The 21,741-nt window shown below is 54.1% G+C and carries 11 protein-coding genes; 2 read left to right on the top strand and 9 right to left on the bottom strand.

Annotated elements, in window-relative coordinates; translation table 11 throughout:
* Positions 1-57: 57 nt before the first annotated feature.
* The 8 genes from OEV49_06665 to OEV49_06630 form a co-directional block, all read right to left on the bottom strand.
* Positions 58-2,469, bottom strand: coding sequence for a TolC family protein (locus OEV49_06665; protein ID MDH3890750.1), 2,412 nt, complete (start codon positions 2,467-2,469; stop codon positions 58-60).
* A gap of 231 nt (positions 2,470-2,700) precedes the next feature.
* Positions 2,701-5,790, bottom strand: coding sequence for an SBBP repeat-containing protein (locus OEV49_06660; GenBank protein MDH3890749.1), 3,090 nt, complete (start codon positions 5,788-5,790; stop codon positions 2,701-2,703).
* A 51-nt stretch (positions 5,791-5,841) separates the two neighbouring features.
* On the bottom strand, positions 5,842-6,444 hold the full coding sequence (locus OEV49_06655) for a hypothetical protein (GenBank protein MDH3890748.1): 603 nt from the start codon (positions 6,442-6,444) through the stop codon (positions 5,842-5,844).
* Positions 6,438-6,947: a biopolymer transporter ExbD gene (locus OEV49_06650; GenBank protein ID MDH3890747.1), complete on the bottom strand. Its 510-nt coding sequence runs from the start codon at positions 6,945-6,947 to the stop codon at positions 6,438-6,440. The genes OEV49_06655 and OEV49_06650 overlap by 7 nt, the downstream gene beginning before the upstream one ends.
* A gap of 52 nt (positions 6,948-6,999) precedes the next feature.
* Positions 7,000-7,518, bottom strand: a complete 519-nt coding sequence (locus OEV49_06645; protein MDH3890746.1) for a hypothetical protein — start codon at positions 7,516-7,518, stop codon at positions 7,000-7,002.
* 18 nt (positions 7,519-7,536) lie between these two features.
* The gene (locus OEV49_06640) at positions 7,537-8,847 is read right to left on the bottom strand and encodes a MotA/TolQ/ExbB proton channel family protein (GenBank protein ID MDH3890745.1); all 1,311 of its coding nucleotides are present in this window, start codon (positions 8,845-8,847) and stop codon (positions 7,537-7,539) included.
* A 20-nt stretch (positions 8,848-8,867) separates the two neighbouring features.
* On the bottom strand, positions 8,868-11,045 hold the full coding sequence (locus OEV49_06635) for a hypothetical protein (GenBank protein ID MDH3890744.1): 2,178 nt from the start codon (positions 11,043-11,045) through the stop codon (positions 8,868-8,870).
* On the bottom strand, positions 11,042-11,782 hold the full coding sequence (locus OEV49_06630) for a hypothetical protein (protein MDH3890743.1): 741 nt from the start codon (positions 11,780-11,782) through the stop codon (positions 11,042-11,044). The genes OEV49_06635 and OEV49_06630 overlap by 4 nt, the downstream gene beginning before the upstream one ends.
* Positions 11,783-12,253: 471 nt before the next feature.
* On the opposite strand from OEV49_06630, the gene OEV49_06625 reads away from it, so the two are divergent.
* A complete protein-coding gene (locus tag OEV49_06625; protein ID MDH3890742.1) occupies positions 12,254-13,906 on the top strand; it encodes a SpoIIE family protein phosphatase in 1,653 nt (550 codons plus the stop codon).
* Positions 13,903-17,016: a protein kinase gene (locus OEV49_06620; GenBank protein MDH3890741.1), complete on the top strand. Its 3,114-nt coding sequence runs from the start codon at positions 13,903-13,905 to the stop codon at positions 17,014-17,016. The genes OEV49_06625 and OEV49_06620 overlap by 4 nt, the downstream gene beginning before the upstream one ends.
* A 328-nt stretch (positions 17,017-17,344) precedes the next feature.
* Here OEV49_06620 and OEV49_06615 read toward each other — a convergent pair whose 3' ends face one another.
* Complete coding sequence (locus tag OEV49_06615) at positions 17,345-21,535, bottom strand: hypothetical protein (protein MDH3890740.1); 4,191 nt, start codon at positions 21,533-21,535, stop codon at positions 17,345-17,347.
* Positions 21,536-21,741 lie beyond the last annotated feature (206 nt).

Below are 21,741 nucleotides of genomic sequence, written 5' to 3'. Positions count from 1 at the left end.
CCTCCTGGTTCATGCAACAGCGCACGAAACGATTTCATCGCCTGGCGTTTCTCCTTGCTATTTTGAAGCGGGAATGGCTTCGAAGTAAACCTCCAGGCGCTGGAAAATATCATCAATCTCCTGCTGGGTTGACAGTGAAAAGAACTTCCCAGCAGCTCTCTGGACTTTCATGAAGTCTATCAAAAACCTGAATACGGCGTCGGCGGCGGCCAGCTCAGCTACCAGCGAATGGTTTTGTGCATCCAACAGATCCAGAATCGACACCACCCCACGCGAGTATGCATCGGCGACCAAATCGAGGTTTTTACCGGCCGCTTCGGCAGCGCTCCGGGAGAACTGAATAGCAGCCCGCGAGGCGCCGGCGGTATGCAAGGTCGAACGTATCCGTTGTTCGATCCGTTCGGCCATGGCCTGGCGTTGGTGTTCCAGCCCGGTCAATGCATGGCCGGCCTTACTTTGTTGGGCGAACCGAGATCCACCCAAATAGAGCGGCAGTGAGATGCTCAAGCCGAGGTTCCATTCGAGGTCGTCACTTTCGGGGAAGGCGTCGGCCATCGATGGTGGCAAAAGCGATGAACGGCTGTCACCGGCGCCCGCTCCTCGTTCGACCAGCCTGCTCGACAGTTGGCCGCTCAAGGCCAGACGGGGCAGCCAAAAAGCTCGCTGTCGGGAACTCAAGGCGCGCCGCCCGGCGGCGATGGCGGCATCAAGAGCCAGCAACTCAGGCGCATTGGCCACCGCCACACCTACTGCAAAGTCACGAAAGTGCCGGAAGGACCACTTGTTCCCCATATACTTTTGCAGACGATCGTTCTCGACGATGCCCAGGTAACCGTCGGGTCCCTCCTCGGCAAGCATGAAATGCTCTTCGGCCGGGCGATTAAGCAATCGGTTGAAGGCAATCTCAGCTGTGTTGCGCGCCGCCTGGGCATCAACGACTGATTGGCGGTTGGAAGCCAACTGACTCTCCCAACGATACACTTCGCCCGGTCCGGCCACCCCTATTGCTTGTCGTGTACGGGTCAGTTCCAGGTTGGATCGGGTCAGTTGCAGGTTATCTCTTTGAACACTTTCGAACGTCTGAGCCCTGAGAATATTGAGATAAGCGACGGCCGTTTCAAGCCTCAGGTCCAGCCGAACTCTCAGGCGCTCGGCTACCCTGGTCGCCTGCGCCTGCTTTTCGATGGCGTGGGCTGTGAATGCAGGGTCAGAAAAGAGTAACTGGGTCATGGTTACCGATCCGGTGAGCGTCTGTTCGGCCTGAGACCCGAAAGAGGCAGCGGCTCGGTCGTCATCGATCAGCAGACCGCCGGCGGCCAGATCAATCTGTGGCAAAAGTCGCGACAAGGCGATACGGACCGACTGTCGTCCGGCCAACACTTCCCGGTCGGCGGCCAAAAGATCGAGATTGACGCGCACAGCTTCTTCAACGGCGGCCTGAAAGGTCCATGTCTGCTGCGCCTCGGTGCGTGGTTCCGAAACCAGCTCCGCTTCGGTAAGGACGCTCCAATCCGGGTAGACACCCACGGCTCGGGCCGTGGACATGTTAACGGTGAGTCGGTCGCTTTTGGACAACTGTACGGCAATGTCGCCAGCCTCTTCACCGAGGAGAATTCGTTGCACGTTCAAGGCAGCCCGCCTGGCGATACGCGGGAAATCGACGCCTTCACCCAGGCCGATCATGAGTCCGCGCTTCACATCGGTTCGACCGGAAAAGGCGTATGAAGGCAAGCGTCGTTCGATCAAGCCATTGGCCAGTTGTTGAAAGTCCTCGGGAGTCATTTCGAGCATCAGCCCCACCCACACTGCCTCAGCATCAGCAGGGATGGCCGCAAGCACTTCGGCCGCGGACGACCCGGCTGCGACCACGTGGGAGGACAAACCGAGACTCCCGGCGATATTCTGCAGGTTGTCGGCCAGCTTGGGGTTGAGAGCGATGATTCGTCGGGGCAGGACAAAACTGATCTTCTGGATTGATACCAGGTCAAGAAGCGCCTCCAGAGTGCGTTTCAAGTGGGGCGAGGCTACAATGTAACTGAGATTCGGCACCTTGCTGGAATGCCCGTCAAAAGGGATCTTCTGCAGATCGATATTGATTACAAACGGTGCCACCACCGGCTTGGGTAGGTCACTCTTGTGACAAACGTACTCGGTGCTATAAGCACCCAACGTTAACAGTATGTCGACGCCTTCGTCTGAAAGGAGGCGTTCGATACTGCTGGTAATTCCGTCGTTGGTCCAGTCGGAAACGACCAGTTTGTCGGCGGGAAATCTGATATCGAATTCGTTTTTGAGCAGTTCGGTAAGTTCAAGCCGAAACATGCCAACGAAGGAGTCGCTCTCGGCGGCAGGCCCGTCCATTACCATTGCGATGTTGACCACCGGCAGGTCGGAGGAGGTATTATCCTGGGCCGGGGCGATAGCTAATAGCGGGAGCAGAATGATCGAAAGAGCACGGATCATAAGCATAGAGTAATTCTCCTTGGAAGCAATCCGGATAACAACATCCCATTGCCCTAATACCTATCAGAGTCAAGGACGGACTCAATAAGCGTTCCGGGCGATTGACACACAAGTGAAAATCAGACGATATGGACGGATTACCAAACCTGTATGCAGGCCGGTTAACCGCCTCTGTGGTTTCCCGGAGATTGATGACTGAGACTAAGGATAAGGTCAACAGTATGACCGACGACACAATTATTCTTCCGCGGTGAACGGACTTGGTTGGTCGGTCACGAGATTGTGCAGTCTCAATGTAGAACCCGGGCCGTAACCGTCCAGTGTAATCTCATAGATGGAACCTTCCTCCAGGTCGGTCTGGTCGGCGCGAACGGGACTGTCGAGATATCTACCCTGAGCATCAAACTTGTGGACACCGAACCAGTCGGAGACCAACAAGTGTCTTTGGCGCCGATGGTCCAATCTCGCCAAGTCTTCTTCGGCAACTATCCGGTTGGGGAACACCAGTCGAGCGGCCTGGTTTGAATTGGCTGTTTGGTTCTGCCCCAGGGCGCTAAAAGAGAAACGTTCGTGTCCGAACGAATCCAGCACCAGTACGCGATGATTCCCCCAATCGGCGATGTAGATATTACCATCCGAATCAACGGTGATGCCTTCGGCGTTGTCCAGGTTTGTCGATGCCTTCAGCCTCAGGGTATCGGCGGTGCCTTCAGCGGAGTAGACAATCAGTCCGTGGTTGAGTTGACTGCTTACGGCCAGGTATCGATTGTGGCTTTGATCATAAGCATAATCGCGAAGGTATCGATCGGCTGCAAAACGCTCCACCAATTCTGCCGGCGGCTGGTGTGAGTTTCGATGAGCCGCCAGGTTGAAACTGTAGGCGTCCTGGTTGTTCTCGGTCACTTCAAACGGTCCGGAACCGGTCCGATCTGATGCTCCATAGCGCACTTTTCGCGCCAGGGTCTCCTTGAAGAAGGCATCGCCCGGTTGACTTGAGGTGCGTTTCAGGGTGGTAAGATAGAACCCTTCTTTGGTAGCCCGAACCAATACTGAATCGTGCATGTCTATGTCGGCGTCAAAGAAATAGGCGCCGTGGCTCGATGTTGAATCGACACAGTCGATCAACGACCCGTCCTTGACCAGTTCGGAGTGACATTGATCGAGGCTGAGAGTGTTGTCATCATTATCTGCAAACTGTATCCGACCCCGCCAAATGTAATCAACATGCACCGAGTCGGGAATGGCCGCAAAACTGTTTGCAATTATTGGAATCGCGCTCCTGCCGCAATATACCTGGCCGGGTGCCAGCCACAGTTTTGGCAGGCCGTAGCCGATGAGGTCTTTGCGGCTCTCTTGTTCAAACTGCTCACCAATCGCCGCTTTCTCTGAAAGCGTTTCGTACATGACCAGTTCGGGAGTCCAACCACTGATGTCGACCGACAAAGTCTCTGGGCAATTGAGTTGGTCGAGTCCGCCGATGAGGAGGCTGTCGGGGTGGCGAAAATGGCCCGACAGACTCTCTGTAAGCATGTTGTGGGCGTTTATGCGGAAATTGTCATACTCCGGTCGGTCGCCTGCGATGCGGATAGCCTCGCGAACGGCCAACATTAATCCGTGGAGTTCGTCCTTGATGGCGGTGGTGTCCGCCGCCTCTCTCAAGGGGTTCAAGCCGCGGAAAGCCATGGCGTAGAAATAGAGCGCTCGCACCGAGCCATAGTCCTGAACCAATTGGCGCAACAACGGCTCGGCTTCATCATACTTTCTCGCCTTACACAGGCATCGTGCCCGCACATATTCCGCTTCGGCCTCAAAGTCCCCTGTGACCTGAGCCATTGTCGCGGCCGCCATCTCAAATGTTCTGGCTGCCTGCGGACCTATCTGTCCTTCAGCTTCCAGCGACTGCAGGATACCCTTGTAGAAAAGGGCCTGATCCCGTGTGAAACGGGTGGCCAGGGCTGTTGAGCATTCTTCAAAATCGGCAGTCCGCGTATCATCCAGCGTACCTGACTGCAAGCGCGGTAAATAGGCATCAAAGAACCTGTGCAAAGCATCGATACAACGTCGACGGGCCAGGGTATGAGTGGATGCGGCTATCCTTATCAGGAACTTGACATCGTCGACCGAGAGCGACACCAGTTCTTCATCGGAAAGAGTCTCACCCAACGCAGACCCAAGCACGAGTGACTTGTGTCCGGCTCGGGCCACCAGGTATCTCAAACGTTCGTCATTGTCCAGTCTGAGATTTCCGACCGATTCGACGTAGTTGTCAAAATCTTCTTTGGCCAAACCGAGCACTTGCGCCGGTGCGCTGTTTATACCGCGTAAGCTGTCCTCGTTGGTGGCCAGTCCCAGGTGAGCAAAGCCTCGGAAATAATGCGCCTCGGGGATGGATAGGTTGCTTCGCTGATACGTGAGGCCGGCGGCGGTTTCGTAGTCCTCAATCGGTGCATTATAGTCACCATTAAGGCGCGCAATAGTAGCCAGACGAAATGGCCGATCGACTTGACCGAACCGGTTGATCTGGGCTGACACCGTCTGTTTTGCCGATGGGTCATCCAAAGCCAGTAGGTATCTGTCCAGAACAGTGACGGCATCGCAGTAGCGGCTATAAGCGGCCAGGCTCGGGCCGGCTGACTGACTCTGTGGGGAGTAGTTTATGCTGTCAAGGTAGGCTAAAGCCTTGGCCGAATCGCCAACCGATGAGTGCAGCCTGGCCAGTTCATAGAAAACATCTTCAGTTTTAATGTGTACCAAGGCCTGCTGATCGGCCCCATCTTCAAGCAACCCGTCGGCCTCGGCGAAGTCGCTACGAGCGGCATTGATGGCTCGCGTCAGTTGTTCGACATGCGCTGAATCCAGGTTGCCTTGGCACAACAGACGGTACTTTTGTTCTACAGCTTGCAGCAACCGAATCTCTCCGGTCATTACCCTGGCGTAGCCGCCCAGAAAACCCGGTGCATCGCTTGATACCGAATCGAAGTAAGAGAGAGCAGTCTCTCTCAAATCCGAATCACCGAGTATCTCCGCCTGCCTCAAGCGGCACCAGCCGATCATATATGCGGATTTGGGGATCAGTTTCTGATACTGCCGCGCCAGGCCCGCCGGATCGGCCAACAAGGTTTGACGCACAGTCAAGTATGCATCCCCTGCCCGTCCAATTGTCGAAGCATCACATTCGGCCAAGCCGTCACGATAGGTTTGGCCGGCCTCGACCATGAGGTCCAGCGCGGGGTAGCCGTCTTCCTGGGCCGCGCCGGGACGCGGCATAACCAGCAGGGCAGCCATCAGGATCGTAAGCCTGAGTATGGAGTCCTTAAGGTTGGTCATTGGTCAAACTCTAAACCATTTCGTGAAGCCGCCTGAGCCTGACTCATCCGGCTAGTAACAAATCTCACTTCTGCTCTCCCAGAAATAGTACATCTGTTTCTTTCTATAGACACGATGCAAACGGTTTCTGATTATTTCACCCTCACCGCAACCGGGCATTTCAATCAAACGGGAGTCATCGATGTATACACGGGATTCGGCCGTGTTGAAGACAAAGCAGATCACGCCATACAGGCATCCGCCTTCCCATCGCCAGGTGTTAATGGCCTTTTTGACTTTTGTCAGTGCAGCCGGTTGTTGACCGTCGTCCTCGTCAATCCATCGAGCCACCCCGCCCGCCCGATCAATCTCCAGCGATACCATGATGGTAGCGTTGGGGAACTGTCTGACAAAGTCATCCCAGAACAACGAGCGACCTTCTCTCAAATTGATTTGAAATGTGCAGACGGTTCCGGGAGTGAGGTCCAGACCCCTCAGGCCGACCGTTGGTGTTGTAACGGTATCGGACGGGGCTTCGACACAACCGGGTGGAGCTTCCATCGAATCGATCGGTTGTCTGCCGTCGCAGCCGGGTTGCGCGGCCACCAACCAGCCGCCACATGCGAGAGCGCCGATCAGTTTCAGCCAGTTTCTCATTTTGTAGGAATCTACCATCTGAGTTTCACTCTCCCGCCGCCTTCCGGGATGGCAACATCTTCGACTGAGAAATCAAATCCCACGCATCCAACCATGCTCATCTTAAGTATGTGATCCGGCAGACTTTCTTCGAAAACAGTCTTGAGGTTTTCCTGAACGGTCACCATATCTCCGAAGGTCAGGCTGTCGGGACACCTGATGACGGCAACAACATCGGTTTGCAGGCAATCACCGTATTTGGCGAGGAATCTCCCCAGCCGCTCTTTTAACTCCAGTTTTGAAATACCGATGGTGTGCGACTTTGGGAAGTCGCCGGCCCATTGCCCCTGGAATGAAAGCATGTCCAACCAGACGACACTTTTCTGGCTGACCATCTGGAGCAGAAACTGGGCTTCGCCGATATCCGGCCTCGGGACTGCAGAGTTCACGACCGTTTCCGATGGTGGTTTTGTCGAAAAACCCGACGTGATCAAAAAGAACAGCAGAAGAATGAAGAACATGTCCATCAAAGGAAACAGCATGAGCTTCCGTCTTCCAACTCTACTTACCCTATAAGGCATACATGATTCCCATTCACCTGACTTCGTTTTCCAGTCTCAACCATCGTACTTTATCACGGTAAGGTATGCACTCGTTGGCGATGAAATTGACAATCCTGACCCTGGTATCTGAGGCCACCACCAAGTGGATCTTATGGGTTGGATCAGCCACATCCTCCGCCTCGAACGTCAGCATGTAATCCTCAAGCTGGCGGCGAATGAGCTTGCAGGCATCCAATTGTTCGAACTGCCCATCACTCAAGCTGCTTCGTTCAAGACCGGCATCGGGGGGGAAGAGGCCGGTATCGCTGATCAAAGCGCCGTCGGTATCGAGGAATCTGACGGCCGACCAGGAGCGCAACGTTCCCTGCTCGTCGGTTTCGGACTGCCGCCAGATTTCTATCTTGAGCGTCTTGGCCAGTTCTTCGCCGGGATCCTCCGCCGATATCTCATAGACCTTCATGACCAGGCCGAAGATTATCAGCAGGAAGACAACGTCGATGAGGCTGACAATCTCAAGTTCCTTGGCTGCTTTGATCTTTCGAAACTTCATTGCACTTCACATCCGCAATCATGCCGGTTCGTTTTTATCGGCTTTGCTATTACCCACCTGGTGTTTGAGCTGGTCAATAAACTCCGAAGCAAATATCACCCACATGGCATGAATTCGCTCCAGTTTGTAATTGTACCAGTAATAGGCCAACATGAAGGCGATCCCGACTATCAATCCACAGATAGTAGTGTACAGCGCTTCGTTGATGCCGCTGGCGAGAGCCTCCATGAATCCACTTTCTTGAACTTCTCTCTTGCCGATGATCTTGAACGACTCGCTAATACCGGTTACGGTTCCGAACAACCCCACCAGGGGCGCCGTTACACCCAAGGCCCAGAGGATATCAATGAAACTCCGTTTGCGCAGTTCCTCTTCCTCCGCCTGGACGCGAACCTCTATGGCGTCCTCGATCTCTTTGCTGGTACGCAGGGCGGTTGCCGATGATAGCAGAATCCTCACCGTGGGAACACAGCGAAAGCGTTTTTGTGTGACCCGGCGTCTTACCGTGAATTCCCACAACGCGACACTGATAAGTCGGCCCCACAGTCCCTTGAAGGACCCGCGGGTCAATCGGTCCTTTATCAACTGAGCGAGAGTGTTCTTCTGATCCGGCCTAAGAGACTCTACCTCCTGCTCACGGAGGACCACATCGACCTCGTTGCGTCCTCCAATCCGCTTATTAACCAGGAAGACTTTGGTCGACCTGAGCGCCAACCAGGTTCTGCTTATCCAAACAATGCTGCCTATGACAAAGAATATGGCAATCAACTCGAACGCAGCCCAGCCGGTTGGTGAGGACTTTACCCACGCTTTCTTACGACCATCCTCATCAATCAGCCCGATGTGATCCAGAAGCCACAGAAACCAGTAGCCCAGTGTTCGATAATAAACGCCCTCTCCTGCTCGCACCAGGGAGAAAGGCATTATCTCCGATGTGGTAATCTCCTCGCCGCCTCTGTACCCCACTACTTTGAAGTAATAGCTGGCGGTAGAATCTTTGCCATAGAATACAATGACAGAGTCATCGGTGATCCTTTGCGACTGGACGGTGACACCATCGAAGAGCGCGTCTTCGGAACACCATACTCGGAACTCATCAAATGTCTGCGGCGGTAATCGAAGGGTGTCGCACTCCACCTGCCATCTGACACGAATGTCCACATCGGTACCCTGGGCCGTATCGCTCCTGATCGCGACAGGCTTTTTGATGCAAATCGTAGTATCTACCGATTGTGCCCAGCCCAGGCTGGTGCCCCCGATCACTAACCCTGCCAGGGCGATCCAGAAGACACCACGGCTTTTTATTCTGATTATCTGTGTCAACAACATCTGCTCTCCTATCTCTACTCTTACCTATTCAACAGTTTCTGTACGGCCTGATTGGTTTCAACTGCCGCCTCTTCACACTTGTCGGAGCCGGGATAAAAGCGACAGATTTTGACAAACTCGGCTGCTGCCCGGCTGTCGTCGTTCAAACTCAGATAGCACCGAGCGATAAAATACTGGGCATCGTCGGGAACGCGCATGTCATCAAACGTCCAGTAACGCGGATAGTCCGCGCTCAGCGAAGCCATCGGCAGCGTCTGGCTTTGAGTCAATTTCGACAAGACCGCTATGGCCGAGTCGGCGTGGTTGCTGTTCAACAGAGCCTCGCCCAGCAACAGTCGAGACAGCGTGCGCATGCTTTGTGAATCTGCATCCGATGTCTCCAGACCTTTTTGGAACTGCTCGGCTGCCCTGGTGAAGTCTTTCTCTTTCTGGTGGCAGGTTCCGATCAGGAAATGCAGTTTCAGGCACTGGACATTGTCCAGGGCACGGTACAAGAGATCGGCGGCGCGTGACCAGGCGCCATTGGCAGCGGCGCCTTCGACGGTAGCGGCGTTGATCATCTCACATTGGCCGAGCAACACATTGAAGTAGTCGCCCATTATGTCCGGAGATTCGGCGACCAGTTCTTCAAACCGAGCGATAGCCTCCAGGGCAACACGACTTGCCTCACCACGTCTATCGATTTGGAAAGTACCAATAGCTCTTTCGGCGAGGTTCACCGCCAACAAGGGTCCACCGACAAGTTCCAGGTACCTGTCAGCATTAGCCGTGTCCAGTTCCCGGGCCAGTGTGACGGCGGCTGGTAACGCCTCCTCCCACAGGTCCGGAAAACCTGATACCACCCGCAAAGCTGTACTCCGGCGCGACAAATTGGTGCCTGGGGAGGTCACGGTGTCGGCAGACTCATCGGATTCGTCTGCCAGCGGTTCGACTGGCGGCTCACAGGGATCTATTGACCACATCGTGTCAGGTGACACGATAGGGCGGATCTGCCATGGGTCGACAAAATAATCGGCATCACGCTTGCCGCCGAATCTAATGGTCAACGAAATCCGCTGATCGTCAGCCAGGTTTTCGTGGTAGCCGTGAGCAAAGTCGAACTGGAAATCCATGCCCGACGCCTCGAACGCCACGCCAAAACCGGTCGAGAATTTCCAATCATTATAGACATGGCTCAACCCGAAGCGTGGCGACAGTTTCAGTTTCTCTGTCTGGTACTGAAACTCGGTGCCGAAATACTGTCCGGCTCCCGGCGCAATTTTGGAAAACGATACGCGGCGGCTCAGACGAATGAGCCTGTCCATGTCGTCGAAAAGCCACTCGTAATCGCTGACCAGCAGCACGCCGGAGTTTTGTAACAGCCAATCACTTGGCAGGCGGTAACTGGCGCCGACTCTCAAGGCGGTAGGGTATTTGTCGGCCTTGCCACCATATCCCAGTTTTGGAGATATCACGTTGCGAATGTTGACACCGAGGCGTAACGGCATTAGGTGCTTGAGCTGGAAAAAGGTGCCGATCAGAGGTACCCTGGTGAGTTCCTTCACCAGCGGCGGATTAATCATCTGCAACTGTGCTCCAAGGTCGAGACCAACGCTGCTTTCCGAATTGTTGTATTCTGAAGTGGCGTCGGAGACACCGTGTCGGACCACCTTGAAGGTGGCTCCATAGTTCAGAATCCCGGCCGAACCAGCGGCTTCCCGAGCAAAGGCGAGCATAAAGGCTTGTTGGTAGAGTCCGAAATCCTCATCGACCAGATTGTCGTTATCATCTCGCTGCTCGTACCCATCGGAACCCAGGTGAACAATAGCGAAGCCCCAGGCCGCACTGGGACCCAGGAAGATATTTTTTAACCCGGTGGCGGTGGGATCGGGGCGGCTGATAGCCAGAGAGACGAAGTTGTAGTTGCTTTCGTAAAACGGTCTGAAATGCATGCCGTAAACGGAGTAGCCGCGAGTCAGACGTATCAGCCCGGCCGGGTTATGATAGAGGGCAGAAGCATCGTCGGCCAGAGCCACGTAGGCTCGTCCCATACCCAGGGAGCGTACATTTGAACCATAGCGTAAGAACTCATCGGCCTCACCTGCCTCGCCGCCTGCGGCCATAGTCGCTGCCGGGGATGCCGTCAGCATGGTAATGCCCAGCGCAATGACCCATAAAACCGGCGACTGAGTTAGCCACCTTAGGTTCCCCGCACTCATTTAATCACCGCTATCTTATGCTTGGAGACAATTGAATCTCCGACTTTCAGCAGGCAGATATAGCCGCCGCTGCCGACAAGTTCGCCCCGACCATTGCGCCCTTCCCATCTCAAATCGTCGGTATCGACATCGTTCTCTTCGTACACCAAGTTCCCGAAGAGGTCATAAATCAGTATGGTGACACTACCGCCGCCGCCCGACTCGAAGACGATCCTGGTATCTTCCTCTTTGGGATTGAACGGATTGGGATAATTGTGGGCGCGGGTGACGCTCTGGGCGCCTGCCGCATCGTATGCGCCCAAACTCTTCCGTGCGTTGTTGGCGATTACTCGGCAATGTGTCGTGGCTTCCCCGGTCAGAAACAGAGTGTCACTGCAGGCCGTCTTACCGTTCTGGTCAAAGTGAGCCCGGATAAAACAGCCGTAGATGCGACCCTCAACCACGTCCTCAAGGTCCGCCGCGAGTGCATCACGTCCAGCCGGAGTTAGCACGGCACAGGTGGTATTTTCGGTATCAGCCGAGTCGAAAAAACAAACTTCATAGACATCGGCGCCTGGAATGGCGCTCGAATTGATGATGACACTTTTGAACATACCGGTGGAAAACGACGGGTCAGGATAAATGACGTTGGTGACACCTGGCTGAGCGAAAGCCGGTTGAAAACCGCCAACGATGATCGACACAACCAACAGCGACGCTATCTGGTACCTTCGCAGAATATGTCTGTTGCTGAACACTCAAATACCTCCCTGGTCGAAGACACCCAATTGTGATCCCAACCGACATTCGTGGAGTCGGTGCGGCGCATGCTGACCGATCCAAACGGCGCGGTACGCCACCGGCTGCAAGTCACCGAATAGTCGACTTATGCCGCGCACAGCACCGCATGCAGGAAATAGTACATTAGCCATCATAACAACTCTGCCGGTAGTAACAATCGATAGTATAGTATCTCTCTTACCATCATGTCAACATCCAAATCACACGGGAGTAAATCAAGTAAAAATCTTTTGCAGGCGCCGAAAAACACTCCGTCATGTGCGCTGAAACTCAAAAGGTGCCAACAGAGACTGCCGGACCGATGCTTTCCTCCCGGCTACACCCAGAAATCCACTTGCCCTCGATTGTATACTACCTTACTTTGACGCCGATATTCAGAACTCCCCGGCCTTTATGGCGTTATATTTGTAAGATTAGGTTGTATACTTATGCTAAAACTGGTTGGAACCGACGGCAGACGATTCTACTCCTGGGCGCTGTCCCCGGGACGACATACGATTGGCCGCAGCCCGGATTGCCAATGCTACATACCGGACAAGACAGTATCCCGAAGTCACGCTGAGATCGAAGTGTCATCGGATAAGGCCGACTGCTTCCTGAAGGACCTCGGCAGTCACAACGGTACGCAACTCAACGGCATGGCTGTTACCGAACGCATCCCGATCAAGATTCAGGACAACATCACCTTTGGCTCCACCGAATTCAGAATCGCTTCGGCCGAAGAAGCCACAGCCGGTTCGGTGGAACGGACCACGGCACGGCTTTCCGAGCATGATCCTCAGAATTCCGTCTTTCTGTCCATAAATGAAGCTCTTAAACCGCTGCCGCAGAAGGTCGGCGACCAGCCGGAGTTGCTCAGCACGCTGTTTGAGATGGCCAAGATGCTCGGTGGGCATGAACCGCAGGATGTTATGCTGAACCGTTCGCTTGAGATGATCTCTCGTGTGATCAAGGCCGAACGGCTGGCCGTGCTTTTCGTTTCCGAAGATCAGAGTGAGGTCCTCACCGCCGCCTGCCTCTTGCCCGGCGGGCGCGATCCAGGCGCTTTTAGTCTCTCACGCACTATCGTCAGCGAGATTATTACCAACAAGAACGCGATTCTGATCTCAAATCCTCTGGATGATCCGCGATTTGCCTCCCAACAGTCGATAATAATGTCGCAGTTGTCCTCGGCCGTGGCCGTACCGTTGTTCGATGAAGGAAAGGTCTTGGGTATCCTGTATGCCGACACGGCTGATCCTCGACATCATTACGACGATGAACAACTTCGCGTGCTGGCCACGTTCGGCAACCTGGTCGCATCCCGTCTTTTGAACTACGCACTGATGACCGAGCGGCAGGAAAAACATGTGTTGGATGCCGAACTCAAGCGGGCCTCGGCCATTCAGAAAAAACTCCTGGTTGAAACGCCGCCCGAACTACCCGGATGGGACATCTGCGCCTTTCAGGAACAGTGCCAATCGGTCGGGGGCGACCTTTACGATTTTCGGAAACTGGCCGATGATCGCTTACTCTTCATGGTGGCCGATGTTTCCGGAAAAGGTATGGGCGCGGCTCTGTTGATGGCCAACATTCTCGCTTCTTTTCGCATTCTGTACGAATCACGCCGTTTTGACCTGGCTCTGGCCGTTCAGCGGGTGTCCCAGCAGCTTTTCGAGAACAGTGATCCCGAGGACTTCGCCACTTTGTTCGTGGGTCTCATTGACCCCGGCGATTCAACCGTCCGCTACATCAATTCGGGTCACAACCCGCCGTTGCTGGTGCGGGCCGACGGGTCTCACGAGCACCTTGAGCCTTCCGGTATTATGATAGGAGCTTTCGGGGCTTTCGAGTGGCCGGAGCAAACGGCCAAGCTTGAGCCGGGCGATCTGATCTTTGTTTTCTCCGATGGTGTCACCGAAGCCGACCGCGGCGGTGAGCAGTTTGGCGAAAAACGAACCGAGCAACTGGTCACCGCGGTTCGAAGCGAGGGCAGCCAACAGATCGTGGACAAACTGATGGGATCGATAAACGAATTCATGGGGGAAGCGCCACGGTCGGATGACATAACTATCCTGACAGTCAAGAGGGCAATACAGTGATATTTGATGAAGGTCGACAATTCGCGCATTTCAAAGTTATCCGCAAACTCGGCGAGGGCGGCATGGGCGAAGTATATCTGGCCGAGGACCTGAAACTGGGTCGCAATGTCGCTCTCAAGATTTTGCAGTCGGAGTTTTTCGACGATCCTGACCGGCTGCAGCGCTTTACCCGTGAAGCCAAGACGGCTGCAAAAATATCGCACGCCAACGTTATGGCTATCTACGATCTGGATCGCGCCCGCGATGAGTCATCGGATAGAGATATCTCCTACATCGTAATGGAAAATGTCAGCGGCCAGACACTCTCTGAATACCTGGTAAGTCGGACTCCTTCCAACGCCGAACTGCTCAGGCTGTCCGAACGAATCGCCGCCGGATTGTCGGCTGCACACCAGCTCAAGATCGTCCATCGTGACATCAAGTCCGACAACATCAAAGTCGACGACACCGGCGAGGTCAAGATTCTTGACTTCGGTCTGGCCAAACCACTGGACATAGTGCTCGGCTCAAAAGAGGCCGACATGACCGACACCGCCTCCAATGAGCTGACTCAGGAAGGCAAAATCCTGGGGACCGTGACCTACATGTCACCGGAACAAGCGCGCGGTGGACCAATCGACACCCGCTCGGACATTTTTTCGTTCGGCATTCTGCTCTACCGGATGTTTTCAGGCGTGTCGCCATTCGAAGGACCGGACAAAGTCTCTGTGCTGGCCAAGATTCTGGAGGGTCGCCAGGAGCCGTTGAGGCTGAAGAACGAGAGCATCCCGGCCGAGCTTGAACGAATCATCGACAAGTGTTTGCAAAAAGACCCCAACGATCGCTACCAGGACACGCGCGATTTGGTGGTTGATCTGCGCAGTCTGAGACGTCAGCATGACAGCACCATCTCCGATAGTTCTTCAGTCATGACCAATGCGCCTAAGTTCAAAAAGACCGTTATGTTCAACTTGAGTTGGAAGAAAGTCGTCTTGGCGATAGCGGCTCTTGTGACGCTATTGGCGATCCTGATCATGGTTGTGGTGCCGGTGGTATTTGTGAGTCATTCGGATGATACTCCGGTAAGTGGGCTGGCCAATCTCGAAAACCTCGGAGAGAACATCACTCGGGCTTTAGCTGACCAGGGACTATTGGACGAGGACGGGTCCATTCGTGTTTCGGGGCTGCCCAAGTTACCAGTCCAGGCCAACGCTCTGGCCATTCTGGGTTTCGACAATAAGACCGGCAACACAGAACTCGACTGGTTGCAGGCCGGATTGCCTGAGATTCTGCTGACCGACTTGGCTCAGAGCGGCGCCATGAATATCATCGGACGCAGCCGCGTGCTGGACTGTCTTTCAGACAAAGTGAAAAGCACTACCGACCTGGCTTCACACCAGGAATGTGTAACGGCTGCCCGGTCTCTCGGTGCGGCTACCGTGTTGTCGGGAGCCTTCTACAAAATGGGTGACAAGATTCGCATCGATGCCCGGCTGGAGGATATCAAATCGGGACAGATACTGCTGGCTGAGAAAGTTGTCGGCGATGATCCCTTCGTGCTGGTCGACAGTCTCACCCAGAAGATCGCGCGGTCGATGAATGTCAAGGGGCCCAAATCGGCCGATCGTGAAGTAGCCGACATCACATCGTCATCACCCGAAGCCTATCGCGAGTATATCCTCGGTATGGACAAGTTCGGTCTTTCGGAGTACGACGAGGCCAACGAGCATTTTGAGAAGGCGATCGCGATTGATTCAAACTTCGCCCTACCGTACATGCGGATCGGGATGGGGTACTCTCTCAGAAACCGGGCTCAGGAAGCCATACCGTATTTCGCGGCGGCCCAACGGTTCGAGGATCGCCTGCCGATCAAGGAAAGGTCCCTACTGGATATCTACAACGATATCTGGTTCAACCAGCAGTACGACGACGGCATGGTCAAATGCAAGGCCTTCGTGGCCAACTATCCCAACGACAAGGAGGCACGTTCTTTCTACGCCATTCTCCTGCATCAACTAGGGAAGGACAGCGAGTCGGCGCTGGCCCACCTCGACACTGTTATGGCTCTCGATAGTCGATTCATGCTTGCCCTGTCTTGGTACACCCAGATATACGGGGGGCTCCAGGACTACGACAAGGTCATCGAGTACGGAATTCTGATGAAAAGCTACTATCCGGAATCTCCTGAATCGTATCAAATCCTCATGACCGCCTATCACCAGTTGGACCTTCACGACGAAGCTATTGCGACGGCCCAAGAACTGTTGCAGAAGTTCCCGGATGATGACCAGGCTCTGACCACACTGCTATCTTCGTACATTATAAAACGGAATTTCGACAGCGCCGCTTTCTATACCGAGAAGATTCGAGAGAAGCACGGCGATGATCCTTTCAAAATGTTGAACTACCATTATTTCAGGTGCAACCAGGAGTTCTGGAAAGGGAGATTCCACAGTGGCATGGATGAACTCTTCAACGGTCTGGAAGTGGCCAAAGGAATGAACGACAGTTCCAGGATCACTCAAGCCTATATCAGGATTTCGAATCGGTATGAAACCCTTGATATGAAAGACTCGTCTCTACACTACAATCATGAAGCACTGAAGTGGGCTACGATATTCCAGAAGCTCGACCTGTACGTCAGTGAGGTCCAATGGGACCCATCGTCCGAGCCGACCGTCCGGCCGCTGATCGAAACAGGCCTGAACGACTTCCGTTCCCGACTGCCCCAAGAGATGTGGAACCTCGCTGATCTACTTCAGAACATGTTCGACGCCCGATGCAACGCCGACACCGCCTTGTTGATAGACGCACTGCGCTCCCTTATCGAAGATGCGAATCAAGGTGGGTCGGGCGTTCGCGCCCAGTGGGGTGCGTTGTTGGTCTTGACCCACCGCTACGATGAGGGCAAGACGGTTTTGTCCGAGGTTCTTTCGGGCCAACACGAAACCACCAACTCGTGGAACTATCTACCGAGTTTGTATTACATGGGTATCGCCGAGGAGGCTTTGGGCGACCCGGATGCCGCTGTGGAAGCTTACCGCGAGGTTCTGAAATATTGGTCTGATCCTGACGTCGAGCTTGATGAAATCATCGACACTCGTGAGCGATTGGCCCGGCTGACGAGTTAGCACGCCCACCCTTCGACTCCGCTCAGGGTGACGTTGGGGGCGCTCAGGGTGAGGTTGGGGGCGCTCAGGGTGACGTTGGGGGCGCTCAGAGTGACACGGGCAAGCCACCTGTAAATGAGTATCATGTGTTTCCCGCGGTGCTTCGTCATTGCGAGGCGTCCGCCGCGGCGGACGTGCCGCGGCAATCTCGTTCTTGTAATGGTTGGGTCTTGAGAATCAGCCTCTATATAAATCCGGCGGTGCCTGTTCGCGCGATCTGACGATCAAGCGGGCACAAGTGATGCCGTCAGGTCGGCAAGGGACCTGACCTACAAACCTGCAATGAGAATCACGGACACAGCGGCGGCTGCGGACCACCGGTGAACATGTAGTCGACGAGATAGACAAGGTCGGAGATGTCGATTCCTCCGGAACCGTCGGTGTCTGCTTCCTCCGTGCACTCAGGCGCCGGGCCACCGGCAAACATGTAGTCCACCAGGTAGACCAGGTCTGAAATGTCTATTACGTCATTAATATCAAAGTCGACGTTGCCTCGTTCACCAACACAACAACCCTCCGAGGCGGCGAGCACGAATGGGGAGAGGGCAGAAGTTGTCCCGCAGATTATGTTTGCGACGGTGTCAAGTGAAGTTGTAATATCCGTCCACACGCTCCCCGTATAATGCAAGACGGCGAGGCTGGATTCATCGGAAACGATACTCGGATCATACTCAAAACAAACCTCAACATCGCCTGAATAAGTGGCATCCGTCGTGATGTCATAATAAATGGGCGAAGTGCTCGGCAGGAATTGATAACTACCCGACGGGGGTGGGCCGGTTGACGATGTATCGACTTCGGTGTTGCCATCACCGGAAACCGTTGAGAATGTGGTTTGAATTCCAAAGCCCAGGCTCACTTCTACATCTGTTCCGGATAGAGTGTTGGGACCGAAAGCTACCACGAACATGTCAGCTGGACCGCTTGGAAAGGGTCCGATTGATCCTGCCGTGAGATATCGACCGTTTGATGTTTGCATCCCGAGCGTCAACCACTGGTCTTGCGCCGCTCCGACTTTCTTCGTCCAGACGGTATCACCATCGCAGTTGAGCTTCAGAATGATTCCCTGCAAATCGCCTGTCCCATCGATAGTGAGGCCTGTCACGAGGAAATCCCCGTCGTTTGCGATGCGCAGATCGTAAGCGACGTCCCCGCCGGTTCCACCATAGGTCTGCTGCCAGATAACGGCGCCAACGGAGTCGGTTCGTACAAAATACATGTCGAGTGATCCGGCTCCAAAGGATGTTGTATATCCTGCGACTACAAAGCCGCCATCGGGTGTCCCAACTATAGCGCTGGCCTGTTCATTACCGGAGCCACCATAGGAGGTCATCCAGGCGCTGTCTCCTTCGGGGGTTGTCTTCAGAATGAACACATCGAAGTTGCCACTGTCGAATTCAGCAGGTCCGGTTAGCGCATATCCACCGTCGGACGTCTGGGTTACATCGGCGCCGAATGCAGTGATGCCGATACTGTAATGGCGCATCCATCGGAAGCGAGCCTGTGCGTCAAGTTTCACCAGTAACGGTCCGTGCTTTGAACCTTCAGAGCTATAGCCCCCTAGCATGAACCCGGTTCCGGCTTGTATTACGGAGGTGCAGAATTCGGAAATGCTGTCTTCGCCAATCACCGGTCCAACCGGATAACTAGTGCCATCTGTATAGTACCTTCTACTTACAATATCCACGTTGCCGGATGGTGAGACTTTTGACGAGAAACTGGTGTGAATAGTCCCATTCGGTAGTTCCACGGCTCCCCCGCCTTCTCGCCAGGGGTTTCCCGAGAGTGTACCAGTTGCATCCCACTCCAGATTACCGGCAGCATCGAGTTTAGCAACGTAGTTGGTACGGATGCCACCGAACGCCTTGTCTCCGGCCAGAAAGTACCCGCCATCCCGTGTTTCGAGAATCTCCTTAAACGACACTTCGATGGAGTCATCACTGTCGAAGGTCTTGGTCCAGAACGTATCCGGTGGTGTCGTCGGTGGTGACGCAGGACCAAAGGCGCAAAAATCGCAGGCATCGCCGACCCCATCGAAATCACTGTCGGTTTGGAGAGGGTTGAAGAGAGTAGGACAGTTGTCGGTACCGTCGGCCACACAGTCGCCGTCGGTGTCGGTGATTTCAGGGCAGTCAAGATAGGTTGCAAACATCGACATACCATAAGAGGCTGCCACCAGTTTGCGTGTCGGCGAATGAAGGTCTATGTCCAGAATAGGAATTAGCGGTAAACCGGTGCCGAGTTGGACCCAGGTCATACCGAGATTGTGCGTGACCCAAACAGCAAGATCATTCGCAAGATACAACGTGGAGTCGAGATCGGGGTCGACGATAAGATCATTTACAGGCAGAAATCCCGGATAGATCAGCGTCCAATTGGAGCCGAAGTCGTCTGTCCGATACACGTGGCCTTCCTCAACTCCCTCAAAGAAGCCCGAAAACGTAACATACGCGACGGCATCATCAGAGGGATCAACGGCTAAACTCGTGACCCAGCGATCAGGCAGGGACGTATGGATCGGGTCAAAGCCGGCACCGCCGTTTGTTGATACCCAGACGTTGGCATCGTCGGTGCCAACATAGATGGTGTTCGAGTTAGAGGGAGCGACAGCAATCGCAGTGATCGTGCCATAGGACAGTGTCCCGGAATGAGGACCATTGGTCAGATCGCCGGTAATAGGTGACCAGTTTTCGGCACCGTCGATAGACTTGTACAGTCTCTGAGTGCCGTAGTAAAGAGTGAGATGGTCGTTGGGGTCTATCACGTATGGTGTTTTCCAACCGTGGCGATCAGTTTCAAAGTCGATTCCGTTTTGTGCCGTAACGAAGCTGTACCCTTGAGAATTCGATTTATAGATATGTCCGAATTGGTATTCGGCATAGACGACGTCCGGGTCGACCGGATCAACCTGCACCACAAAACCATCACCCTGGAGGACATTGCGCCAGTCATCGGGGAGGCCGCTCTCGGTCACTAGTGTGCCGTTGTCCTGAGTCCCGCCGTAGACACGATCCGGAGAATGCGGGTCGATAGTCACTGTGTAGAACTGTGTGTTGGCCATGCCGTCGCGGTTATGATAGGTGTACGCATCGCCGTCTTCGTCCGAATAATACACGCCGCCATCGGTGCCCACGTAGAATTTCAAATCGCTGACGCTGGTGCCGTAATGAAACGCATGTAAATCGACATGCATAGAGGCGCCCATATATTCCCAGTTGTCGTCGAGGATGCCGACGAGGTCGCCTCGGTACAGGTTCAACCCGCCCACGAAAACGTAATCTTCGATTAGAGATTCACAGGCTATCTGTCCGAAGTACCAACCGAAGTTGTAATCAGCCCCACCGTACAAGTCAGTCAGGATAGTATCGACAGTTTGATTCCAGCTGATACCCCAATCACTACTCATGTACAGGGCCATAAACTTTCCGGATGAATCAGCATAAATGGCATAGGCTCGATCCCAGAATGTGTTGTAAGTGAGGCCGATTCTACCTATCGAATCGGCCGGTGCCGGGAGACCCTCGAACGCTCCCAGCAGATTCCAGGTCAGGCCGTAATCATTGGAACGATAAACCCCGGAAGTCGGTCCTCCCAACCGATGGCCGTCCACTCTCCTAAGCCGTTCCATCATGGCGGCGAGAAGGACACCCTCGTCGGGATCAAAGGTCAGGTCAGTGCAGCCGGTCGAATCGCTCACCCACAGCACTTCCGTCCAGCTATCCCCGCCATTACTGCTTCGATAAACACCGCGCTCAAGTCCAGTCTCGTATACGTCACCCATTGCAGCTACAAACACGGTATCCGGTCTCAACGGGTCGATAATGATCCGGCTGATGTGACGGCTGAAGTCCAAGCCCTTCCATGTCCAAGTCTGACCAAAATCCGTGCTCTTGTAAACGCCGTCACCGGGATAAGCACCGCCATCGTTATTGGCTTCCCCCGTGCCGACGTAAACAATCGTGTCGCTGCCCGAGACAACCATATCGAGGGCGCCGATTGTATACGGATAGCCAAAGATTCTCTCCCATGTATGACCGGTGTCTATCGACTTGTACACGCCGCCGGTGGCGCTTCCGGCGATAATAATGTTCGGTGCGTCGTCGGTAAGGCCGGTCAGCGAGGATATGCGTCCCGGCACGTTGGTCGGTCCGATCGATTCCCAGACAGAAGCTGCAAAAGGGGATTGGCGATCTTTGGTTGCTCTTTCTTGGGCTGCTTGCTCATAGGCCTGACGAACTGTTTCGTTAGGAATTGAACCGTTGGGGTAGCCTCGTTGTACGAAGAAGTAATCGTTAGGCAACTGTTTTCGCCTGATCAACGCACCGTCCCTTTTCAACTGAGCGTAAACCGTATCCGTTTTCGCATACGAGAGTCTGCCTTCAACCAATGGCTCTTGAATCGGATCGGAATCATTAAGTACTGTGAAAGTGAGTCCTGCTACAAGGACAGCACTACTCACCAGGGCAATTGAGTATCGCATAGGAGTAAGCGTTCCGTTGAGACATTAGACCTGAGGAAAGAATACTAAAACCATTCCATTTTGTCAAGACTTGAGAGATCAGGGTAGTGCAAGGATTATTGTGTAAATTGTGAATTAGGGTTTGGTTTGAGTTTTCGGTTAAGTTCCTTGACTTGAGTAAAGATTATTCTTTCACAGCTTTTTTCATCTCTAAATGAGTCAATCAG

This window comes from Candidatus Zixiibacteriota bacterium (assembly GCA_029860345.1).
Lineage (GTDB): Bacteria > Zixibacteria > MSB-5A5 > GN15 > FEB-12 > JAJRTA01.
Note: the sequence above shows the minus strand (reverse complement) of the source record. Positions and strands in the feature narration are given on the sequence as shown.